This is a genomic window from Variovorax sp. 278MFTsu5.1 (genome assembly GCF_048305045.1).
GTDB classification, from domain to species: domain Bacteria; phylum Pseudomonadota; class Gammaproteobacteria; order Burkholderiales; family Burkholderiaceae_C; genus Variovorax; species Variovorax guangxiensis.
In genome coordinates, this window is record NZ_CP157622.1 from 358,791 (window position 1) to 380,790 (window position 22,000).

The window sequence follows — 22,000 nt, forward strand, 5'->3', positions numbered from 1 at the left end:
CCATCCGAAGGAGAAAACTCATGAAGCTGGTCACAGCCATCATCAAACCGTTCAAGCTCGACGAAGTGCGCGAAGCGCTGTCGGCCATCGGCGTGCAGGGGATCACCGTCACCGAGGTGAAGGGTTTCGGCCGCCAGAAGGGCCACACGGAGCTCTACCGCGGCGCTGAATACGTGGTCGACTTCCTGCCCAAGGTCAAGATCGAAGCGGCCGTCTCCGACGACCTCGTCGATCGCGTGATCGAGGCGGTGGAAGGCGCTGCGCGCACCGGCAAGATCGGCGACGGCAAGATCTTCGTCTACAACCTCGAACAGGTCGTTCGCATCCGCACCGGCGAAACGGGCCGCGAAGCCCTCTGATCGAGTCCTGGCCCGAAAGAACAACGACTATGAAAAAACTGCTTGTCTCTCTTGCGCTCGGCTTGAGCGTGTTGGCTGCCGGTACCACCGGCTTCGCGCAGACTCCTGCAGCGGCCACGGCCGAGGCTCCGGCCGCGTCGGCACCCGCTGCCGCCGCGCCCGCCCCTGCTGCTGCTCCCGCAGCGGCAGCCGCCGATGCAGCCCCGGCTGCGCCCGCCGCGGCCCCCGCTCCGAAGATCGACTCCGGCGACACCGCCTGGATGCTCACTTCGACCCTTCTCGTGATCCTGATGACCATCCCCGGCCTTGCGCTGTTCTATGGCGGCCTGGGCCGCTCGAAGAACATGCTGTCGGTGCTGATGCAGGTCTTCGTGATCTTCTCGCTGATCAGCATCCTGTGGGCCGTCTACGGCTACAGCCTGGCCTTCTCGGGTGACGGCAACTTCTTCGGAGGATTCGACAAGATCTTCATGAAGGGCATCACGCAGGAGACCTTCGGCGCGCTGACCACGATTCCCGAATATGTGTTCGTCGCCTTCCAGGGCACCTTCGCGGCCATCACCGTGGCGCTGATCGTCGGCGCCTTCGCGGAGCGCGCCAAGTTCTCGGCCGTGCTGCTGTTCTCGGTGCTGTGGTTCACCTTCAGCTACGTGCCGATCGCCCACATCGTGTGGGGCGGCGGCCTGCTGGGCAAGGACGGCGCGCTGGACTTCGCCGGCGGCACCGTGGTGCACATCAACGCCGGTGTGGCCGGCCTGGTCGGCGCCTACATGGTCGGCAAGCGCGTCGGCTACGGCAAGGAAGCCTTCACGCCTCACTCGCTCACGCTCACCATGGTCGGCGCATCGCTGCTGTGGGTCGGCTGGTTCGGCTTCAACGCCGGCTCGGCCGGTGCTGCCAACGCCGTCGCCGGCCTGGCCTTCGTGAACACGGTGCTCGCCACCGCCGCCGCGGCCCTGTCGTGGATCCTGGGCGAGAGCCTGCACAAGGGCAAGGCCTCGATGCTGGGTGCGGCATCCGGTGCCGTCGCCGGCCTGGTGGCCGTCACGCCCGCCGCCGGCTTCGTCGGCCCGATGGGTTCGATCGTGCTGGGCCTGCTGGCCGGCCTGGTCTGCCTGTGGGGCGTGGGCGGCCTGAAGCGCATGCTCGGTGCAGACGACGCGTTCGACGTGTTCGGCGTCCACGGCGTGGGCGGTATCCTGGGTGCCATCCTGACCGGCGTGTTCGCTGCCAAGGGCCTGGGCGGCACCGGCGGCGCGACGCCCGACACCTTCGCGATGGGCGCACAGGTCTGGATCCAGATCAAGAGCGTGCTGCTCACCGTCGTGTGGTCCGGCATCGTGGCCTTCATCGCCTACAAGATCGCCGACCTGACCCTCGGCCTGCGTGTGTCGGAAGAAGAAGAGCGCGAAGGCCTCGACATCTCCTCGCACGGCGAAACCGCATACAACCGCTGATCCGCTCTGGCGGGCTCGCCTGCGGGCAGCCCGCCATTGCATGAATGACCACCATCTACAACAAGAAGAATTCCGCGTAACGAGTTTTTCAAGCGAGGTCTCCTTTGGATGTTCAGCCCGCCAGCGCTCACGCGCCAGCGGGCATTTTTTTGTCCGGAGCCCCGGTGGCCGGGAGCACAATCTCGCCACCATGTGGACCTCCATCGAAGACAGCCTCTGCGAGCTCGGCGAATCGCCGTTCTGGCATCCCGAAGAACGATCGCTCTACTGGCTCGACATTCCCGGCCGCGCCGTGCTGCGAACACGCGGCGAGATCGGATCGCCCGATGCGAAGGTCGAGCGCTGGCCCCTGCCCACCGAGCCCGGCTGCATGGCGCCCGCGCGCAGCGGCGGCCTGGTGATCGCGTTGCGCGACGGCATCTACCGTGCGCGCGAATGGGGTGGCGAACTCGCCGCGATGGCGCGCGTTGAGCACGACGTGCGCACCATGCGCTTCAACGACGGCAAGTGCGACCCGCTGGGCCGCTTCTGGGGCGGCTCGCTCAACGAGGCGAAGGACCGCGCCAACGCCGCGCTCTACTGCTTCGACGCGCGCCCCGGCACCGGCGTCTCGCCCACGCTCACGCAGATGGCCAATGAGTCCACCACCGCCAACGGCCTTGCCTTCTCGCCCGATGCGCGCACCCTCTACTGGGCCGACACGGCCGCGCACGTGGTCTGCGCATGGGACTGGGACGCCGAAGCCAACTCGCTCTCGCGCGCGCGCGTGTTCCACCAGTTCGACGCCAAGCCCGAGGGTTGGAGCGCCGATGCACCGCTGGGCTACCAGGGCCGCCCCGACGGCGCCACCGTCGACGCGCAGGGCCACTACTGGGTGGCCATGTTCGAGGGCGCGCAGCTGCTGCGCTTTGCACCCACGGGCGAGATCGTGGCTTCGGTGCCCGTGCCGGTGCAGTGCCCGACCATGCCCTGCTTCGGCGGCGACGACCTGAAGACGCTGTTCGTCACCAGCGGCCGCAAGGGCCGGCCTGCAGCCGAGCTCGCGCAGCGGCCGGCATCGGGCACGGTGATCTCGATGCGCGTCGACACGCCCGGCCTTCCGGTCAACTTCTTCGAAGACTGAAGAGAAACCGGGGACCCGGGCGCACATGGCCCTGCAGCACATCCCGCCGATCCAGTGCCTGCTGACCTTCGAGGCCGTGGCGCGGCTGCGGCATGCGGGCCGCGCGGCCGACGAGCTGTGCGTGACGCCCAGCGCCGTGAGCCACCGCATCCGGCAGCTCGAATCGCACGTCGGCTTCAAGCTCTTCGGGCGCGGCGACTTCAGCCTCACGGCCGACGGCGCGGCCTACCTCGCGAACGTGCGCACGGGACTGGCGGCGCTGCAGGCGACGCCTCTGGGCGGCAGTGCCGCGCAGCGCGCCACGCGGCTGCGTATCGCGGTCACGCCCACCTTCAGCCGGCAATTCCTCATGCCGAGGCTGGAGCTGTTCCGCAACATCTACCCCGACATCGAACTGGTGCTGCAGGTGTCGATCCCGCTGCTCGACGTGACGGCCGAGCAGGCCGACCTCGAGGTGCGTTACGGCCCCGGCGGCTATGCCGACTGCGAACACCGGCTGCTGATCGGCGAGCAGGTGGTGCCCGCCTGCAGCCCGAGCTACCTCAACGAGTTCGGCCCCTTCACCGGTTTCCGCAGCGCGGCCGAGATCGCCGCCGCGCGGCTCATCCGCAGCCCGCTCGAGCCCTGGGGCACCTGGTTCGCGAGCTGCGGCATCGACCAGCCCGAGCCCGCCATCGGCTCGCAGTTCAACGACCTGGGGCTGATGTACGACGCGGCCGCCAGCGGCTTCGGCGTGGCGCTGGTGCGGCAGAAGCTGGGCGCGGAGTGGTTCGAATCGGGGCGGCTGGTGGCGCTGTCCGATCAGGCGGTGACTTCGCCGCACCGGCACTACATCTGCTGGCAGACCGGCACGCTCGAGCGCTGGGAATGCGCGGCTTTTGCAGACTGGCTGGAACAGAGCCTGCGCTGAACCGGACGGCCCGGCGCGAAGTTCTTTCAAGCAGCCGGCAAAAATCCATCAACCCGGGGCTGCCGCAATGCCCGTAGAGTGCGGTACACCCGAGACATCCGCGAACAGAAGAAAAGAGGCCGCCGCATGAACGCGCCGCTGACCCCCACGCAACACGATTCGCTACAGAAAACGCAGCGCCAGGCGCAGATCGTTCGCGCGCTGCAGCCGCACCTGCCGGCCCACGCGCTGATCTGGCACGACGAGGACACGACTCCCTACGAGTGCGACGGTCTCACCGCCTACCGCGCCCGCCCGCTCGTGGTGGCCCTGCCCGAGACCGAGGCGCAGGTCGCCGCCGTGCTCAAGGCCTGCCATCAGCTCGGCGTGCCGGTGGTCGCGCGCGGCGCGGGCACCGGGCTCTCGGGCGGCGCGATGCCGCACACCATGGGCGTGACGCTGTCGCTCGCCAGGTTCAACCGCATCCTGAAGATCGATCCGGTGAGCCGCACGGCCGTGGTGCAGTGCGGCGTGCGCAACCTCGCCATCAGCGAGGCGGCCGCGCCCTTCAACCTCTACTACGCGCCTGATCCGTCGAGCCAGATCGCCTGCACCATCGGCGGCAACGTGGCCGAGAACTCGGGTGGCGTGCACTGCCTCAAGTACGGGCTCACGCTGCACAACGTGATGCGCGTGCGCGGCTTCACGGCCGAGGGCGAACCGGTGGAGTTCGGCGGCGAGGCGCTCGACGCGCCGGGGCTCGACCTGCTCGCGCTGGTCATCGGCAGCGAGGGCATGCTGGCCGTGACCACCGAGGTCACCGTGAAGCTGGTGCCCAAGCCGCAGCTCGCGCGCTGCATCATGGCCAGCTTCGACGACGTGCGGAAGGCCGGCGACGCGGTGGCCGCGGTGATCGCAGCCGGCATCATCCCGGCCGGACTGGAGATGATGGACAAGCCCATGACCGCCGCGGTCGAAGACTTCGTGCGCGCGGGCTACGATCTCGACGCTGCCGCCATCCTGCTGTGCGAGTCCGACGGCACGCCCGAGGAGGTGGAAGAGGAAATCGGCCGCATGACCGCCGTGCTGCGCGCCTCGGGTGCCACCGCCATCGCCTGCAGCAACAGCGAGGAGGAGCGCATGCGGTTCTGGAGCGGGCGCAAGAACGCCTTCCCCGCCTCGGGCCGCATCAGCCCCGACTACATGTGCCTGGACTCCACCATCCCGCGCAAGCGCCTGGCCGACATCCTGCTGGCCATCCAGGAGATGGAGAAAAAATACGGCCTGCGCTGCTGCAACGTGTTCCACGCAGGCGACGGCAACCTGCATCCGCTGGTGCTGTTCGACGCCAACGACCCCGACGAGCTGCACCGCTGCGAGCTCTTCGGCGCCGACATCCTGGAGACCAGCGTCGCGATGGGCGGCACCGTCTCGGGCGAGCACGGCGTGGGCGTGGAGAAGCTCAACAGCATGTGCGTGCAGTTCACCGCCGCCGAGAACGAGCAGATGCTCGGCGTGAAGCGCGCCTTCGACCCCGAGGGCATGCTCAACCCAGGCAAGGTGATTCCCACGCTGCAGCGCTGCGCCGAGTACGGCAAGCAGGTGGTGCGCGGCGGCAGGCTGCCGCATTCCGATCTGCCGAGGTTCTGAGGATGGCGATGGACAACAACGACAACGCCCTCCGCCAGACCGTCGAGCGCATCCGCACCGCTGCAGCCGACGCTACCCCGCTGTGCATCCGGGGAGGCGGCACCAAGGATTTCTACGGCGAGGCGCCGCAGGGCGAACTGCTCGACATGCGGGCGCTCGCCGGCATCACGAGCTACGAGCCGAGCGAGCTGGTCGTCACCGTGCGCGCGGGCACGCCGCTGGCCGAGCTCGAAGCGGCGCTCGCCGAGAAGGGCCAGTGCCTGCCGTTCGAGCCGCCGTGCTTCGCAAGCGGCGGCACGGTGGGCGGCATGGTTGCAGCGGGCCTCAGCGGCCCGGCGCGCGCCAGCGTTGGCTCGGTGCGCGACTACGTGCTCGGCGCCACGCTGGTCAACGGCCGCGGCGAGCTGCTGAGCTTCGGTGGCCAGGTGATGAAGAACGTCGCGGGCTACGACGTCTCGCGCGTGCTCGCCGGCTCGCTCGGCACGCTGGGCGTGATCGCGGAGGTCAGCCTCAAGGTGCTGCCGGTGCCGCCCGCCGAGGCCACGCTCGAATTCGCCTGCAGCCAGGCCGATGCGCTGCGGCTGCTCAACGAGTGGGGCGGCCGGCCGCTGCCGCTGAATGCGAGCTGCTGGTTCGAATATGCCGGCGCTGGCGCGCTCTACCTGCGGCTGCGCGGTGCGGTCGCCGCCGTCGAAGCCGCGTGCGAGCACCTGGGCGGCGAGCGCAAGGACAACACGCGCGCCGCCGCCGACTGGCAATCGCTGCGCGACCAGCAGCTGCCCTGGTTCGCCACCGGCGAGGGCTCCGACGCGCTCTGGCGCGTGTCGGTGCCGCAGACCGCGCCCGTGCTCTCCATCGACAGTGCCGCGCCGCTGATCGAATGGCACGGCGGCCAGCGCTGGTACAAGGCACCGCCCTCGCAGGCTGCGCGCATCCGCGAGATCGCGCGCGCGGCGGGCGGCCACGCCACGCTGTTCCGGCTGCCGGGTTCGGGCATGCACGAAGGGGTGCCGCGCTTCGATGCGCTGAGCGCGCCGGTCGAGCGCATCCAGCGCGCGCTGATGCGCGAGTTCGATCCGCATGGCATCTTCAATCGCGGCCGCCTGCTGAGCGCCAACTGAGAACAAGAACGCAAGACATGCAAACCGAGCTCGCTCCCGAATTCAAAGGCACCGACGAAGGCCGCGAGGCCGAGGCCATCCTGCGCAAGTGCGTGCACTGCGGCTTCTGCACCGCCACCTGCCCGACCTACCAGCTGCTCGGCGACGAGCTCGACGGCCCGCGCGGGCGCATCTACCTCATCAAGCAGGTGCTCGAGGGCAAGGCGCCCACGCGCAGCACGCAGCTGCACCTCGACCGCTGCCTCACCTGCCGCAACTGCGAGAGCACCTGCCCGAGCGGCGTGCAGTACGGCCACCTGGTCGACATCGGCCGCAGGATCGTCGACGAGAAGGTGCCGCGCCCCGCGATGGAATCGGCCCAGCGCTGGGTGCTGAAGGAAGGCCTGCCGTCGCCGCTCTTCGGCCCTGCGATGAAGCTGGGCCAGTCGGTGCGCGGCCTGCTGCCCGATGCGCTGAAGGCCAAGGTGCCTGAGAAGCAGGATGCCGGCGCTTGGCCCACCGCCACGCATGCGCGCAAGGTGCTGATGCTCGCGGGCTGCGTGCAGCCGTCGATGATGCCCAACATCAACAGCGCCACCGCGCGCGTGCTCGACGCGGCCGGTATCCAGGCCGTGATCGCGCCCGAGGCCGGCTGCTGCGGTGCGGTGAAGTTCCACCTGAACGACCAGGAGGGCGGCAAGGCGCAGATGCGCGCCAACATCGACGCGTGGTGGCCCTACGTGGAGCGCAACGAGGTCGAGGCCATTGTCATGAATGCATCCGGCTGCGGCGTCACCGTGCGCGAGTACGGCCACATCCTGCAGCACGACACGGCCTATGCGCTGAAGGCCGCGCGCATCAGCGAGCTCACGCGTGACCTCAGCGAGCTGCTGCCCGACCTCGTGCCCGCGCTCAAGGCCCGCGTGAAGGCGCCAGAGGGCGTGGTGGCATACCACCCGCCGTGCACGCTGCAGCATGGCCAGAAGTTGCGCGGCGGCGTCGAGACGCACCTGCGCGCGCTGGGCTTCGACATGCGCGTGGCGATGAACGAATCGCACCTGTGCTGCGGCTCGGCCGGCACGTACTCGGTGCTGCAGCCCGAGCTGGCCTATCCGCTGCGCGACCGCAAGCTGGGCCACCTGAAGCAGCTGCGCCCGGTGGTGATCGCCTCGGCCAACATCGGCTGCATCACGCACCTGCAAAGCGGCAGCGACGACACGCCGGTACGGCATTGGGTCGAGCTGCTGGACGCTGCACTGCGGCAAAAGGCCTGAACGCAGGCGCCATCGGACAAGCAGGAGGGGGTTGGTCCGACTCGCGCGGGGCCGGTTCGGGGCGCATCATGGCCGCATCGAACCTGCAAGGAGCCAGTGCCATGCCTCGTGTTCTCGCACCTTCCATTCCTTACATTCCGTCCATTCCCGCCTCGCTGCGGGTCGTGCTGCTGGCCTGCGCCTGCGCGGCCGGCGCCACGGCCGCGCAGGCCCAGGGCGCCATGCCGTCCTGGCAGGGCGCGGGCCCGGCGCGCTACGTGTGCGGCGGCATCGGCTCCGACGAATCGACGGCCATGCGCGCCGCGATGAAGGAACATCCGCTCGCGCTGCTGTTCGCTCGCGCCGATGGCGCTTATCTGGCGAACGTCGACGTGACGATCAAGGGCGGCGACGCCGGCAATGCCGCCGCGCTGGCGTTTCGCGCGAGCGGCCCGGTCTGCCTGGTCGACGTGCCGAACGGACGCTACGTGATCGACGTCGCGGCGCCCGGCGGCGCCACCAAGAGCCAGGCCGTGACGGTGGGCGGCGGCCCGAAGACGGCCGATTTCAGGTTCTGAACAGGCCGGAGATCGAAGGCGCTCAGGCGGCGGCCAGCGCCGCCTCGACGTCGCGCTCGAGCGAGGCCGGCGTGTCCAGCGGCGCGTAGCGCTTGAGCACCGTGCCGTCGCGGCCGATGAGGAACTTCGTGAAGTTCCACTTGATGGCCGTGCTGCCCAGCAGGCCCGGCTTTTCCTTCGTGAGCCACTGGTAGAGCGGCGCGGCGTTGCTGCCGTTGACGTCGATCTTCTCCATCATCGGAAAGCTCACGCCGTAGTTCGTGGTGCAGAAGGCGCCGATCTCCTCGTTGGTGCCCGGGTCCTGCCCGCCGAACTGGTTCGAGGGAAAGCCCAGCACGGTGAGGCCCTTGCCGGCGTACTTCTCGTGCAGCGCCTCCAGCCCCGCGAACTGCGGCGTGAAGCCGCACTTGCTGGCGGTGTTGACGATCAGCAGCACCTTGCCCTTGAAGGTGGAGAGCTTGACCGGCTTGCCGTCGATCAGGTTGGCTTCGAAGTCGTAGACGCTGGTCATGCTGTGTCCTCGTCAGGAAGGAGAAGAAGAGGCGCGATCATCGCGCCGTGCGGTCGTTCGCGCAAACGCCGCCCAGACGGCGCCCAGCACGATCAGTGCGCCGCCCACGAGGATGCGCGGGTCCATCTCGGCTGCGCCCAGCGCCACCGAAGACACGCTTGCGAACAGCACCTCCGACAGCATGATCACCGAGGTCGCGGAGGCCGTGAGCCGTGCCGCGCCGTACTGCAGGCACACGTTGGCGAAGACGAAGGCCGTGCCCAGCAGCGCGGCCCAGCCGAGCCAGCCCGGCGAGGCGTGCAGCGGCGAATCGAACACGCCCAGCGCGGTACCGATCAGCGCCGCGACGCCGGCCACGAAGGTGCAGCCGCAGAACATCGCCAGCGCGCGCGATTCGCCCGGCGCCTCGCGCAGGTGGCGCAGCGCGATGTTGGTGACGGCGAAGCCGAAGCCCGCTGCCACGCCCAGCCAGTCGGGCAGGCTCGAAGGCACGGGCCAGTCGGTGCCGGGCGCCTTCAGCACCACCGCCACGCCGGTGAGCGCGAGCGCCACGCGCGCCAGCGCGCCGCCGGTGGGCCGCTCGCCGAGCAGCAGCCAGGCCAGCAGCACGCTCCACAGCGGCATCAGGTAGAACAGCAGCACAACGCGCACCACATCGCCCTGCGTCACGGCCCAGTTGAAGCCCACGTTGGTGAAGCCGGCCGCCAGGCCCAGCACCACCAGCATCGGAAAGGCCGCGAAGCCCTTCCAGGCATGCCGGCGCAGCACGCCCATCAGCACGGCGATGGCCAGGTAGATCAGGCAGGTGGTCCACAGCGGATGCAGTCCGTGGCCCGCGATCTGGCGGAAGGGAAACCAGGACACGCCCCAGACGAAGGCGTTCAGTAGCAGGGCGAGTGCTGGCATGGTGGCGGAGTTTTCGTGGGGCACCGAGGAACCGGCTTTGCCGGGCCTCCGGTGCCGCCCCCGGCGAGGGGGTTGGCGCAGCGACACGAAGTGCGCGAAGCCTGGGGGAGTCAGTGGTGTTTGTCGCTACGGGCAATAGCCAGCAGGTGCTCCACTTCCTCGGGATATTTCTTGAGGTTGTTCTCGTGCCAGCGCTTGATGATCCACATGCAGCCGGCCACCACGAGGCCGAAGGCGCTGATGGCACCGTAGGCCGAGAGGCCGAGGCCCGTGCACACGCTGTAGAAGCCGCCCAGCAGAAGGATGCAGGCCTGCTCGTTGAAGTTCTGCACCGCGATGGAGCGGCCCGCGCCCATCAGGTTGTGGCCGCGGTGCTGCAGCAGCGCGTTCATCGGCACCACCAGGAAGCCGCCCAGGCCGCCGAGCAGGATGAGGAAGGGCACCGCCAGCCACACGTTGCCGATGAAGTTCATGCAGATCACCATCAGGCCCATCGCGATGCCCATGGGGATCACGCGAGTGGCCATGTCCAGGCGCATGCGCATCGAGGCGACGATGGCGCCCACGGCGGTGCCGATGGTCACCACGCCCGTCAGCGCAGAGGCCTGCGTGGTGTTGTAGCCCAGCGCCAGCGACGCCCATGCCAGCACGATGTACTTGAGGTTGCCGCCCGCGCCCCAGAAGAGGGTGGTGGTGGCCAGCGAGATCTGGCCGAGGCGATCGCGCCACAGGCGCGCGTTGCAGTGCCAGAAGTCGGGCAGCAGCGCCGCGACATTGCGCAGCAGGCCTTGTTCGGGGTTGGCGCGCAGCGGGCGCATCTCGACGCCGGTGTGCGGGATGCGCGTGTTGAACCAGGCCGCCAGCATGTAGACGAAGATCAGCACCGCGAGGGCTGCTTCGGCCGGCGTGTCGATACCGGTGTCGATGAGCGGGAGGTCGAAGGCCAGCAGCTTGCTGGAGACCGCATGCCCCACCAGCGCGCCGCCGAGCACGATGCCCAGCAGGATCGACGCGATGGTCAGGCCTTCGATCCAGCCGTTGGCCTTGACCAGCTGCGACGCCGGCAGCAGCTCGGTGAGGATGCCGTACTTGGCCGGCGAGTAGGCCGCGGCGCCCAGCCCCACGATCGAGTAGGACAGCAGCGGGTGCGAGCCGAAGAGCATCATCACGCAGCCCAGCACCTTGATGGCATTGCTGATGAACATCACCTTGCCCTTGGGCAGGGCGTCGGCGAAGGCGCCTACCAGCGGGGCGAGCACCACATAGAAGACGGCGAAGATGGGCACCAGCGCCGCGCGTTGCCATTCGGGCGCGCCCGAACTGCGCATGAGGTCGACCGCAACAACGAAAAGCGCTTGGTCGGCCAGCGACGAAAAGAACTGGGCCGACATGATCGTGTAGAAACCGCGCTTCATCGATGGGCTGGCTGGCCAGAGGAATAGGTCTGCTGGCGGTAGTGAAAAAGTGTCGCGTAGAGGGCGAATGGGCGGTTATAGCACGGGGGTGCGACGCGCAATCCCGCATCCCCACCGTGTTCGACCCCATTCCCGAAGATGCTAAAACGTGGTCTGCATTGTCCCCGAGCTCCCACCGAGCCTTCTCCGGAAACCCTTCATGCCGCGCCCGATCCTCGCCACCGTCCACACCGAAGCCCTGCGCCACAACCTCGAGCGGGCGCGCCGCTCGGCCCTCGAAGCCCGCGTCTGGGCCGTCGTCAAGGCCAACGCCTACGGCCATGGCATCGAGCGGGTCTATGAGGGTTTGCGAGGCGCCGATGGCTTCGCGATGCTCGACCTGGCAGAGGCCGAGCGCGTGCGCGCCCTCGGCTGGCGCGGCCCGGTGCTGCTGCTGGAGGGCGTCTTCGAGGCCCGCGACCTGGAGCTGTGCTCGCGCCTCGATCTCTGGCACACCGTGCACTGCGACGAGCAGATCGACATGCTCGCCGCCCACAAGACCCTCAAGCCGCAACGCGTGTTCCTGAAGATGAACTCGGGCATGAACCGCCTGGGCTTCACCCCCGAGCGCTTCGGCTCCGCCTGGACCCGCCTCAACGCGCTCACCCAGGTCGACGAGATCTCGCTCATGACCCATTTCAGCGACGCCGACGGCGAACGCGGCATCGCCCACCAGTTGGAGGCCTTCGAGCGCGCCACCCGCGACCTGCCGGGCGAGCGCTCCATCGCCAACAGCGCGGCCACGCTGCGCCATGCCGACCTCACGCGCGGCGACTGGGTGCGCCCCGGCGTCATGCTGTACGGCGGCGCGCCCGACTTTCCCCAGCACGACGCGGCGCACTGGCAGCTGCAGTCCACCATGACGCTGTCGACCCAGCTCCTGTCGGTGCAGACGCTGCAGGCAGGAGACACCGTCGGCTATGGCTCCAACTTCACCGCCGAGGGCCCCATGACCATCGGCGTGGCGGCGGTCGGCTATGCCGACGGCTACCCGCGCCACTGCGGCACCGGCACGCCGGTGCTGGTGAACGGCGTGCGCACCCGCATGGTCGGGCGCGTGAGCATGGACATGATCACCGTCGACCTCACCGGCGTGCCCGACGCGAAGTTCGGCAGCGAGGTCACGCTGTGGGGCAGGTCGGCGAAGACCGGCGCCGTGCTGCCCATCGACGAGGTCGCCAGGGCCGGCGGCACCATCGGCTACGAGCTGATGTGCGCGGTGGCGCAGCGCGTGCCGTTCGCCGACATGGCGGACGCTGCCTGAACACCCTGAAGCCGTGAAGATCCTTTCCAACTGGCGCTCCGTGCGTCTTTGGGAAACGCAGGTCGAGCGCGAGCTCCACCGCAAGTACAGCCTGCGCACGCACGGCATCCTCATCGGCAGCTTCACGCTGCTGCTCATGTGGGGCGTGTCGGCGCTGCAGATGCACCTGCTGCACGTCGATTCGCTCGCGGTGCGCTACTTCCTCACGCTGGGCGTGGGGTACCTGGGCTACCTGCTGGTGCTGCGCTGGTGGGCGAAGCGGCTGGTCGAGGAACGCGGGCTCGATCTCAACGTCGATGCGCCCGACTTCGAGTTCGGCGGCGGACGAGGCGGCAGCGGCTCGCACGGCCACACGGGCATCGGCGAAGCCCCGGGCGACGGTGGCGGCGGCAGCGGCCTCTCGGACATCGCCAGCGGCGCGCTCGACGTGGCCGGCGGCGCCGACGAGGGGGCGGTCGTCGTCATCCCGGTGATCGCCATCTTCCTGATCTGCGCCGCCATCCTGTTCGGCGCGGGCTCGCTGGTGTTGCTGTATTTCAGCTGGGACGCGCTGCTGGCAGTGGCCATCGAAATCGCCTTCTCCTACGTCTCGGCCCGCGCCGCGGTGCGCGTGGCGCGCGAGGGCTGGCTCATGGCCGCCGTGCGGCTCACCTGGAAGCCGCTGCTTGGCGCGGTAATCTGCGCGGTGGCGCTGGGCGCGCTGCTCGACCACTTCATGCCGCAGGTCAACTCCCTGCCCGAGGCGGTGCGCGTCCTGCTGAAGAAGCACTGAGCGCGCCCATCAGGTGATCGACCAGCGCCTTGCACCTGGGCGCCATGGAGCGGTTGTTGGGTGGGTGGAGGACGTGTGCGCGGGCGCCCGGTCGTTGGCGCAGTACGAGGTCGTGCGGCTCGAAGGCGCTGAGCACAAGCTGCACGACCGGCTCCAGCCCCGTCCGCGGGACCATGAGCGTGTGCTCGATGCCGTGCTGTGGACGCTGGCCCCCGTGGGTCGGAGACAATCCGCGCCGGGAGGAATTTCATTCACATGATCTCGAAGAAACAGGGAGCGCGCGCCGCATGGCGCGCATGCGGCATCGCGCTGGCGGTCGCCGCCATATCGGCGCATGCCGAATCCGATGCAGCGGCGGCGGACCCGCAGCGATCGCAAGCCACGGAGGCCGTCGCAGATGCGCCCATCGTGCCGGCCGCACCGATGGAACCGGCCGCACCCGCACCCACACCGGCCGCCGCCGCGCCGCCGGCACCCCAGACCCGCGTGCGCTTCGCCCGCGGCAACTACAAGCCCGGCATCGAACAGCTTCGGGTGGTCCGTCGCGAGAACACGATGAACAACGTCGCGGGGCAGGTGGCGCTGAACATCGCGCTGTCGGTCATCGCGGGCGGCGTGAGCGTCGGTGCGCAGGGCTTCTCGAAGGACGACCTCGGCGGCGCCACGCTGGAGGCGCTCAAGGACGACCCGCTGGGCGTCAACCCCGCCATCGGCGAGCTGAGCGATGCGCTCAGCAAGGTCGCCACCGGCATCTACCGCAAGCGTGCCGAGGCCGCCTACGCCACGGCCCTGACCGATGGCTCCACGCCCGAGGAGATCGAGGAGGCGCGCAAGGTGCAGGCGGTGGCGGACACGCCGCTGCTTCCGGGCGCCTGGCACCTGGTCTACGAGAACCTGACGGGCTCGGACGAGCTGTTCCGCCTGAAGTTCGGTGCCGAGCTCGGCCGCGCGGGCTTCATGCGTCCGCCGGCCTCGTGCTTCTATCAGTCGGAGCCGGTCGCGTGGAGTGAATGGCAGGCCGACAACTGGCAGCGGCTGCGTGAGGAGCGCGCCAAGGCCGTGACCCGCTGCACCGAGACGCTTTCGGCCACGCCCGAGAAGTTCTGGTAAACGCGTCCTAGGCCGCGCGGAACGCCGGCATGGCCGCGGGCCGCCGGTTCAGCCCCAGCGCCAGCAGCTCGTCGTCGGCGCACAGGATCGCGAAGGCCCGGTGCTTCTCCCCGAAGCTCATCACGGGCCCCGCGTGGTGCAGCGCACGGTGGTTGAAGGCCACCACGTCGCCCGGGTCGACCTCGTAGCCCACGATGTCGAAGGCGCCGCGGTTGGATTCGATGTCGGGCAGCTCGGGCGCGAACGCTTCGTCGTCCGTGGGACCGATCCAGCCGCCGCGGCGGTAGCCGGTCTTCCACAGGTGGGAGCCGCGCACCACTTCCGGCGCGGTCTCGCGCGGCATGTGGTCCACGGGCATCCACAGGTGGACGATGCGGTGGCTGTCGGCCAGGCCGCAGGACATGTCCTGGTGCCAGGGTGTTGCCGTCGCGGCGCTCACGTCCTTGTCGAAGAGCAGCTGGTCGCAGATCCAGCGCAGCCGTCGGGTCACGGTGAGCTGGCCGGCGATCTCGCTGGCACCCGATTCGGACACCACGCGCTGCAGCAGGCCGTCGCGGCGCTGCTCGATGCCGTCGCGCGCCAGCTCTATCCACTCGGGCGAGACGATCCCGCGCAGGCACACGACGCCGTCCCGCAGGAACCGGAGGCGCTCGTCGAAGCTCACGCCGCGAAGCAGTGGGTTGCTCATCAGGATCTCCTCGTCCGGCGCCGGCCCTTCGGGCATCAGGCGCGTTGCTCCCCTTTGTTCCCATCCACCCCGCTCGCCCGCACCAGGAAGAGCAGCCAGCCGACCATCAGCGCGGCCATGCAGGCGAAGCCCCAGGTCATGGCGTGGATGGTCTGGATGTAGGAGACGGGCCGTCCGGCAGCGAGCATCGCGGCGGCGAACACCACGGCGCCGACCACCGAGCACAGCAGCAGGGCGCCGGGTTTCGAAGCGGCCCTGAAGCCGGTGCGCAGGCACATGGTCAGGCCGAAGATCGCGGGCGCGTAGAAAAAGGGCGAGAAGTCCATGTCCCTGTAGTTCGCGCCGAAGGCCAGCACCACGAGGTGCGGCCCCAGCAGGCCCAGCGCCACGCCCACGGCCTCGGCGACCAGGAAGCCGAGCAGCACGAAGCCGGTGAAGTCGCGAAAGGACTTCTTCCTCTGCGCTGCGTCCGCCGACTTCCAGCTGGCCGCCAGCTGCGGCAGCAGGTAGTAGCCCAGCGCCGACAGCACGTACTGCATCGGCAGCAGGAAGGTGATGTAGATCTTGAGCAGGCCGCCCTGCTCGGCATCGGCCGAGGAGCCCAGCAGCAGGATGGCGCCGCCGGTCATGATCCAGCTCATGAACTGCGAGAGGCTGGCCTTCCAGCCGTAGGCCATCGATTCGCGCGCCGTCAGGCCCCGGTCGTCCTTCGCGGCCGGCAGCGGAAGAACCGTGTGGCGCGTGTTCGCGAGCACCAGGTAGAGAAACGGAAGCTGCAGCACGGAAACCAGCAGCAGGGCCTCCTTCCAGCTCGCGGGCCGTTCGGCGTTCAGCACGACGACATAGCCGATCGCGATCAGCGCGCCCGAAACGCAGAGCACGCCATAGCGCCGCCCCGCGAGCAGCAGGCTGCGCGAGATCCAGAAGATCTCGTAGCCCACGATCAGCGCCACGCCCACCCACTGCAGCTGCCCCGGGAACGCGGCGATCTGCCACGCGAGGAAGCCCAGCAGCGAGAACAGCACAACCAGCGCCCACGTCAGCCACGCCGTGGAGCGGTCGGCGTAGTAGCGCCGGATGAGCAGGGGCTCGTGCACCATGGCCATGTGCAGGATGTACTGGAAGCTGATCACCGCGAGGAATGCGGAGGCCACGCCGAAGTCGGCGGGCGAGAGCACGCGCGCCAGCGCGAAGCTGAGCAGCAGCTGGCTCGCGCTGTAGATGCACTGGTCGGCAACGGCATAGATGGGACCGCCGAGGCGTTTCCTGAGTCCTGACAGTCGCTGCTTCATCCACCTAGCCCGAGATGGAAAGCAGGACCGGACTGGAGGTCGCCTTCACGGTGAAGCCCTCGCCCGAACGGCTGCCGCAGCTGCCTTCGCGCATCTGCGGGAAGAAGTCGACGCGGGTGCACTTCGCGCCGGCGCCCGCGGGCACCGACACGCTCTGCTGCGCGCCCTGCGTCCAGACCACGTGCAGCATCGATTCGCCACGGCGCAGCACCAGCCGGCTCGCGCCGCGCGCGTCGTCGTAGGACACCTTCTGCGAGTGCCGCGCGATCTTCAGGAACTCGGTGAGTGCCGAGTAGGCCTCCTTCTTCTCGCCGGCCTTCGACTTGATGCCGAAGTTGTCTTCCTTCGAGAAGTACGACTGGCCGCGGTCGCGCCACGAATAGAGGTTCAGCAGCTTGATGCCGGCCGCGGCGTTGATCAGGTACTCCCTGAAGATCAGCGACGCCTGCGCGCCCTGGTTGCGCACGGGCATGTACGAGGCGTAACCCCATTCGGAGGCGACGATGCCGGTCTTGTTCAGCTGGCGGCGGTCGAGCTGCGCGCGCAGCTTCTGGTAGTCGGCCAGCGCGGTCTCGGGCACGGAGCGGTAGGGGTGGATGGAGATGTCCGTCAGGCAGTCGCTGCGCGCGGCCGAGACGAAGGCATCTTCCAGCTCCGAGGGCACCTTCCCCGCACTGCCGCCGACGAAGGGCAGCTTCGCGAAGCCGAAGCCGACGATGATGTCCGGGCGGATCTGCTGCTGCGCGAGCTTCTCGCACAGCGCCGACGAGGCGGCGCCGAAGTCCGGCACCAGGGCGGGCTGCAGGAAGGTCTTGTTGTCGGGCTCGTTCCACACTTCCCAGACCGCGACGTCGGCCGAGTGCGCCTTGATGAACCCGGCCGCGAAGTCGGCGAAGCGGCTCTCCTTGCTGGCGGTGTCGCTGCCCCCGCCGCTGCGCATGTCGCCGGGCTCGTGGCCCCAGATCTCCTTGCCGCCGAAGAGCGTCACGATGGCGTTGAGCTTCGCCTTGCGCACACGCTGGATCAGTTTCGGATAGTCGGTCATCGCGGGGTTCACGCTCTTGATCGGCGGACGCACGCCGAAGCGCACGAACTCGAAGCCGGCGGCGCGGATCTCGTGCAGGTCCTCGTCGGTGATGGTCGCGGGGTCGATCTGCACGCTCAGCGAAACCGGGTATTCGGAGCTCAGGGTGCCGATGCCTCGCGCGTGGGCCGGGCCGATCGGCGCTGCGGCGAAGAGCAGGGCGCCCAGCAGGCTGGTGATGGTCTTCTTCATGGCAGTACCGACTCCTTGTACAGATCGACGATGGCGGTGTTCATGCGCTGCGAAGTGAACTTCTCCTCGAAGATCCTTCGCCCGGTCCGGCCCATCTGGCGCAGGGTCTCGACGGGCATGCGGTCGATCTCGCGCAGCATCTGGTCGATGTGCTCCAGCTCGAAGAGCCGGCCGCTGCGATCGTTCTCGACGATGTCCACGAGGCCGCCGACGGCGGACGCGAAGACGGCCTTGCTCCTGGCCATGGCCTCGACCGCGACGAGGCCGAAGCCCTCCCAGCGCGAGGGCACGACGATGGCGTCGCAGGACTGGTAGACCGCGTCCAGCGCGTCCTTCTCGAGCCACCCCTTGAACTCGACCCGCTCGGGCTGCGCGAGCTGCAGGTCCTTGCGCACCGCGTCGCCGACCACGATCAGCCTGAAGTCGGGCCGCACGCGGGCGTAGGCGTCGAGCAGAAGGTCGATGCCCTTCTGGCGGTCGAGCCGGCCGACGAACAGGATGGTCCGCGGCGCGGGCTTGCCGGCGTCCGCGGGCGGCGGCGGCTCGAGAGCGGGGGCTGGCGCCGGGTTCACGGAATCGATGCCGTTGGGAATGCAGGTGCAGCGCCTGATGCCCGATTCGGCCGCGATCCGCACCTCGTGGCGGCTGATGCAGATGATGGCGTCGCTGCGCGAGGACAGCAGCCGCTCGATCCAGCGGTAGGCCGACTTCTTGTAGCTCGACGCCGCCTGGTCGAAGGCCCAGCCGTGCGAGCAGTAGACGATCTTCACCTCGCGCGGTATCTGGCCCAGCAGCGCCATCGAGCGCACGATGCCGCCGGCGATCGAGCTGTGCAGGTGCAGCACCGAGGGCCGCTCCGACTCGATGATCTTCTTCACCCGCTTCGCATAGCCCACCAGCGAGAGCGGGCTGCGTGCGGTGGGCACCACGTGCGCGCTCTCGGGGCCCAGCCAGTCGACCTGCCCGGGCAGGATGAACTTCACCTGGCTGATCTCCGGCGAGTTGCGCTGGAAGTTCGAGACGATCCGGAGATAGGTCTCCAGCCCGCCCTTGAGCGTTTCCGCGACGTGCAGGACTTTCATGGCTTCTTCGCTCCTGGCTGCTCAGATCATTGCGTGGGTGCCGGCGATGACTTCGGCCTGGAGCTCGTCCAGCCGGCGCGGATCGTTGCGTTCCCGAAGCAGGTTCAGGACGGATGCCTTCAGCTCGTCGTGGCGCGGCGAGAGGCCGAACAGGAACTCGGTGCGGTTCGTGAGCCGGAAGAAGGACTCGACCTTCTTGTCCCAGTTCATGCCGATGGACGGGATGCTCAGGCTGTAGGCGACGATGTTCGCGTGCAGCCGGTGCGCCGCGATGCAGGAGCAGGCACTGATCAGCGTGACCAGGTCGTCGGGGCGCTTCGGCACGGCGAAGGAGAAGTCGTCCGCGGCGGCGGTGCGCTCGGAGATCTCGGCGAGCACCCGGTTGTCTTCCGCCGCGCCGTTCGTGAAGTACAGCACCCGCGCGCCCTCGGCCCGCAATGCCTGCGCGAGGCCCGAGAAGAATTCGGCCGAACCGCCGGCTCGCTTGCCCCCGTATTCGGAATTCATCACCAGCGCGTCGAGGCTGCTGACGCAGATGCCCACGTCCCACTTCTTCTCGGGGGAGAGTTCTTCCGAGAAGGCGCTCGCGCAGACCAGCGCCGGATCGGGCACCACGTTGATGCGGCTGCGCGGAATGCGGAAGAAGGCGTGCAGGTTGTTTGCCGAATCCACGTCGCGCGTCGCGTAGAAGACCGGCGCGGCGTTCTGGAGGAACTTGCCGACGAGCCACTGTCCCCAGTAAGACCATTTGCCGGTAACGCCGACCGACACCACGGCCACTCTCTTTCCGCGCAGCAGCCGGCCCAGGAAGAAGAGTTTCGACGGGAAATTCAGTGCCACGTCGCAGAAGAGCTGCCCGCCGCCGATCAGCACCAGGTCGGCATCGGCCACCGCCGCCTGCCATTGCCTGCGCCAGCTCAGCAGGTAGTTCTTCAGGCAGTAGGCGAAAACGATTGCCGAACGCAGCAGCGAAGGCAGCTTCTGGAAAACGCCGAAGGCGCCGCCGCCGCGCAGGTTGGATTCGTCGAAGGCCACGCGCCCGGCGATGTCGAGGAACTCGACCTTCGCGTCGGGATACTTCATGGCCGCGATATGGGCCAGCGAGGCCGCGATGACCCCGTCGCCGAGGTTGTCGCTGAACGGCACCGCGCAGATCAGGATCTTTTTCATCTTTGAATACCCGGAATAAGCCTTTTATTTCCCGCGACCTTGATGGCGATCAGATAGAGCATCACGGAGGTCAGATGCCGGGTGAAACTGCCGAGGTCCGGTTCGAAAATCAATTGAACGAGGATGTGCGCGACGAAAAGACTTCCGAAGAAGCGTGGCTCGAATTGCGTCGGATCGCGCTTCGACCATCGCCGTGCCTTGTAGAGAATGATCAGCATCGCCGCGATCATCAATTGCATGAATGCGTCGCTGGGTGTCTGGAAATAGAGAACGGGCGTGATCAGCACCGTCGCGGCGTACACGTAATTCACCAGAAAGCCCGGGCCGGTGGCGGGCGAGGCGATATTGGTGAAGGCCGTGCGGTTGTCGCTGCCGATCTGCTCCGCATAGGCATTGGAGGTGTCGCGCGGCGACTGCAGCGTCTGCAGGATATTGGAGGGCGCTGCCATGATCGCGCCGGCAGCCAGGATTGCCGCCAGGAAATGGTATTTGAGCGGCCGCCGCCAGAGATAATGAACGGCGAAGAATGCGCCGACGATCAGCAAATAATAATTCCGGACGAAAACTCCGTAGATTGCGTAGAGGCCGAGAAATGCGCCGACGGTGATAAATCTGGAGGTGCGGAAATAGATTGTCGTCACCGTGATGCACATGGTCATGATGAGCACCACCGTCTCCTTCGACGGTGCGAACATGTTCAGCATGATGCAGGGCGCGATCAGCAGCAGCCTGGAGAAGAAGTCGCCGGCCCGGCGGATATTGCGTGTCGCGAAGAAAAGAAATATCGCGCTGCTGATGCAGGTGAAAACGTCGAGATTGTCCGACCCGATGATGCTGAAAAGCGCGGCCGTGACGGCGAACGAATTGTCCATTTCGTCCGTTCCGCCGTAATTCAGGATCTCGAGGATCTTCGCCGAGTCCACGCTCCATTTCTCGGGGAGCATTTCCCGGAAATACGCATAGATGATCACGTAGACGAGCACGATCAGCACCCCGGCAACGGAGTACTGGTTGAAGCGGCGCGTGCCCCTTCTTCCTGTCGTTGTCGTCGCGGGTGCCCGTGCCGGCGCCGCCGGAGCGGGAATGGCGTGGCTCATCGGCATGTGGATTCCGATCCGATCAATTCCAAAGCGAAAGAAGTTCTGTCCGGCCCTGTGGCGTGGACTTCGTGAAAGGCGTACTCCGGCCGGCGCGGCCGGAGCCGGTCACCCGGGACCGGCGGTGGAATTCACCGCGACCCGTGACCGGCGGCAACCACCCAGATGGTTCTGAAGAAGATGTCCACGTCCTTCCCGACGGAAAGGGTTTCGACATACCTCACGTCGAGCGCGACGCGCGCGTTGTAGGTCAGCTGGTTGCGCCCGCTGACCTGCCAGAGGCCGGTGATGCCGGGCCGCACGGCGCAGTAGTGCGACCAGCTGTGGCCGTAGAGCTCCTTCTGCTCCAGCATGCAGGGGCGAGGGCCGATCAGGCTCATGTCGCCCACCAGCACGTTCCAGAATTGCGGCAATTCGTCGAGGCTGGTCTTGCGGATGAATTTGCCGAAACGGGTGATGCGCGGATCGTCGTCCAGTTTCTGGTATTCGTCCCATTGGCGGCGCGCGTCGGGATTGTTCTTCAGGTGCTCTTCCAGCACCTGCGCCGAATTGGCGATCATCGAGCGGAATTTGTAGAAGCGGAATACGCGCCCGTTCTTCCCGTACCGCGGCTGGTAATAGAGCACCGGTGCTCCCGAACTCGCGAAGACGCACAGTCCGAGCAATACGAAAAGCCAGCCGAATGCGATGAAGAAAAAAAGAGCGGCGCCGATGTCCACCGATCTTTTCGCGACCTTCAGCAATGGGGAATGGTTGATTCCGGATTGCGATCCGCCGCGGGACATTTCGGCACCTGCGTCGGCAAGGTCCCAGCCCTGCGGTACGAGCGATTCTTCGGGATGGAGATTTCCCATGGGATTTTTCCATCCGGGTTTGAAGCGCGACAAGATTTCCCGTCGAAATGCTTTCATTTTTGACGCACCTTTCCTCATGCGGGCAATTGCCCGCAGATCCTCGGTTATGGCCCTG

General features: G+C 67.8%; 21 protein-coding genes. 11 read left to right on the forward strand and 10 right to left on the reverse strand.

The genetic code is table 11. The features are described 5' to 3' along the window. The first annotated feature begins 20 nt into the window (after positions 1 to 20). The 8 genes from glnK to ABL844_RS01575 all read left to right on the forward strand — a co-directional run bounded on the left by glnK (position 21) and on the right by ABL844_RS01575 (position 8,409). Positions 21 to 359, forward strand: a complete 339-nt coding sequence (gene glnK, locus ABL844_RS01540) for a P-II family nitrogen regulator (protein ID WP_007833403.1) — start codon at positions 21 to 23, stop codon at positions 357 to 359. A gap of 29 nt (positions 360 to 388) precedes the next feature. Further along, complete coding sequence (locus tag ABL844_RS01545) at positions 389 to 1,816, forward strand: ammonium transporter (RefSeq protein ID WP_418130284.1); 1,428 nt, start codon at positions 389 to 391, stop codon at positions 1,814 to 1,816. 190 nt (positions 1,817 to 2,006) lie between these two features. Next, positions 2,007 to 2,939 carry an SMP-30/gluconolactonase/LRE family protein gene (locus ABL844_RS01550; RefSeq protein WP_369660041.1) on the forward strand — a complete coding sequence of 311 codons (933 nt, stop codon included), beginning with the start codon at positions 2,007 to 2,009 and terminating at the stop codon, positions 2,937 to 2,939. A gap of 25 nt (positions 2,940 to 2,964) precedes the next feature. Continuing rightward, a complete protein-coding gene (locus ABL844_RS01555) occupies positions 2,965 to 3,849 on the forward strand; it encodes a LysR substrate-binding domain-containing protein (RefSeq protein ID WP_369660040.1) in 885 nt (294 codons plus the stop codon). A gap of 126 nt (positions 3,850 to 3,975) precedes the next feature. Next, positions 3,976 to 5,478 carry an FAD-linked oxidase C-terminal domain-containing protein gene (locus ABL844_RS01560; protein WP_418130285.1) on the forward strand — a complete coding sequence of 501 codons (1,503 nt, stop codon included), beginning with the start codon at positions 3,976 to 3,978 and terminating at the stop codon, positions 5,476 to 5,478. Positions 5,479 to 5,480: 2 nt separating this feature from the next. Beyond that, positions 5,481 to 6,599 carry a glycolate oxidase subunit GlcE gene (glcE, locus tag ABL844_RS01565; protein ID WP_418130286.1) on the forward strand — a complete coding sequence of 373 codons (1,119 nt, stop codon included), beginning with the start codon at positions 5,481 to 5,483 and terminating at the stop codon, positions 6,597 to 6,599. Between the two features lie 17 nt (positions 6,600 to 6,616). Next, positions 6,617 to 7,852 (forward strand): glycolate oxidase subunit GlcF, encoded by a 1,236-nt coding sequence (gene glcF, locus ABL844_RS01570; protein ID WP_418130287.1) that lies wholly within the window; start codon positions 6,617 to 6,619, stop codon positions 7,850 to 7,852. 101 nt (positions 7,853 to 7,953) lie between these two features. Beyond that, positions 7,954 to 8,409 (forward strand): carboxypeptidase-like regulatory domain-containing protein, encoded by a 456-nt coding sequence (locus ABL844_RS01575; RefSeq protein WP_418123784.1) that lies wholly within the window; start codon positions 7,954 to 7,956, stop codon positions 8,407 to 8,409. A 22-nt stretch (positions 8,410 to 8,431) separates the two neighbouring features. On the opposite strand, the gene ABL844_RS01580 is transcribed toward ABL844_RS01575, so the two are convergent. The 3 genes from ABL844_RS01580 to lplT all read right to left on the reverse strand — a co-directional run bounded on the left by ABL844_RS01580 (position 8,432) and on the right by lplT (position 11,241). Then, positions 8,432 to 8,920 (reverse strand): glutathione peroxidase, encoded by a 489-nt coding sequence (locus ABL844_RS01580; RefSeq protein ID WP_126022461.1) that lies wholly within the window; start codon positions 8,918 to 8,920, stop codon positions 8,432 to 8,434. Between the two features lie 12 nt (positions 8,921 to 8,932). Further along, a complete protein-coding gene (locus ABL844_RS01585) occupies positions 8,933 to 9,826 on the reverse strand; it encodes a DMT family transporter (protein WP_418130288.1) in 894 nt (297 codons plus the stop codon). A gap of 110 nt (positions 9,827 to 9,936) precedes the next feature. Continuing rightward, positions 9,937 to 11,241, reverse strand: coding sequence for a lysophospholipid transporter LplT (gene lplT / locus ABL844_RS01590; RefSeq protein ID WP_126022459.1), 1,305 nt, complete (start codon positions 11,239 to 11,241; stop codon positions 9,937 to 9,939). A gap of 199 nt (positions 11,242 to 11,440) precedes the next feature. Between lplT and alr the strand changes: the two genes are divergently transcribed. The 3 genes from alr (at position 11,441) to ABL844_RS01605 (ending at position 14,426) form a co-directional block, all read left to right on the forward strand. Then, complete coding sequence (gene alr, locus ABL844_RS01595) at positions 11,441 to 12,544, forward strand: alanine racemase (protein ID WP_418118740.1); 1,104 nt, start codon at positions 11,441 to 11,443, stop codon at positions 12,542 to 12,544. Positions 12,545 to 12,557: 13 nt separating this feature from the next. After that, positions 12,558 to 13,316: a hypothetical protein gene (locus tag ABL844_RS01600; protein ID WP_184640435.1), complete on the forward strand. Its 759-nt coding sequence runs from the start codon at positions 12,558 to 12,560 to the stop codon at positions 13,314 to 13,316. A 255-nt stretch (positions 13,317 to 13,571) separates the two neighbouring features. Beyond that, positions 13,572 to 14,426: a hypothetical protein gene (locus ABL844_RS01605; RefSeq protein WP_418123789.1), complete on the forward strand. Its 855-nt coding sequence runs from the start codon at positions 13,572 to 13,574 to the stop codon at positions 14,424 to 14,426. Positions 14,427 to 14,433: 7 nt separating this feature from the next. On the opposite strand, the gene ABL844_RS01610 is transcribed toward ABL844_RS01605, so the two are convergent. The 7 genes from ABL844_RS01610 to ABL844_RS01640 form a co-directional block, all read right to left on the reverse strand. Then, positions 14,434 to 15,114 carry a phytanoyl-CoA dioxygenase family protein gene (locus tag ABL844_RS01610; RefSeq protein ID WP_418130289.1) on the reverse strand — a complete coding sequence of 227 codons (681 nt, stop codon included), beginning with the start codon at positions 15,112 to 15,114 and terminating at the stop codon, positions 14,434 to 14,436. A 35-nt stretch (positions 15,115 to 15,149) separates the two neighbouring features. Further along, positions 15,150 to 16,406, reverse strand: coding sequence for a lipopolysaccharide biosynthesis protein (locus tag ABL844_RS01615; RefSeq protein ID WP_418130290.1), 1,257 nt, complete (start codon positions 16,404 to 16,406; stop codon positions 15,150 to 15,152). Positions 16,407 to 16,410: 4 nt separating this feature from the next. Further along, a complete protein-coding gene (locus ABL844_RS01620) occupies positions 16,411 to 17,682 on the reverse strand; it encodes a hypothetical protein (protein WP_418130291.1) in 1,272 nt (423 codons plus the stop codon). After that, positions 17,679 to 18,764 (reverse strand): glycosyltransferase, encoded by a 1,086-nt coding sequence (locus ABL844_RS01625; RefSeq protein WP_184640424.1) that lies wholly within the window; start codon positions 18,762 to 18,764, stop codon positions 17,679 to 17,681. The genes ABL844_RS01620 and ABL844_RS01625 overlap by 4 nt, the downstream gene beginning before the upstream one ends. 21 nt (positions 18,765 to 18,785) lie before the next feature. Then, positions 18,786 to 19,934, reverse strand: coding sequence for a polysaccharide pyruvyl transferase family protein (locus tag ABL844_RS01630; protein WP_126022452.1), 1,149 nt, complete (start codon positions 19,932 to 19,934; stop codon positions 18,786 to 18,788). Next, on the reverse strand, positions 19,931 to 21,031 hold the full coding sequence (locus ABL844_RS01635; RefSeq protein WP_418130292.1) for a hypothetical protein: 1,101 nt from the start codon (positions 21,029 to 21,031) through the stop codon (positions 19,931 to 19,933). The genes ABL844_RS01630 and ABL844_RS01635 overlap by 4 nt, the downstream gene beginning before the upstream one ends. 131 nt (positions 21,032 to 21,162) lie before the next feature. After that, positions 21,163 to 21,942: a sugar transferase gene (locus tag ABL844_RS01640; RefSeq protein WP_418123800.1), complete on the reverse strand. Its 780-nt coding sequence runs from the start codon at positions 21,940 to 21,942 to the stop codon at positions 21,163 to 21,165. Positions 21,943 to 22,000 lie beyond the last annotated feature (58 nt).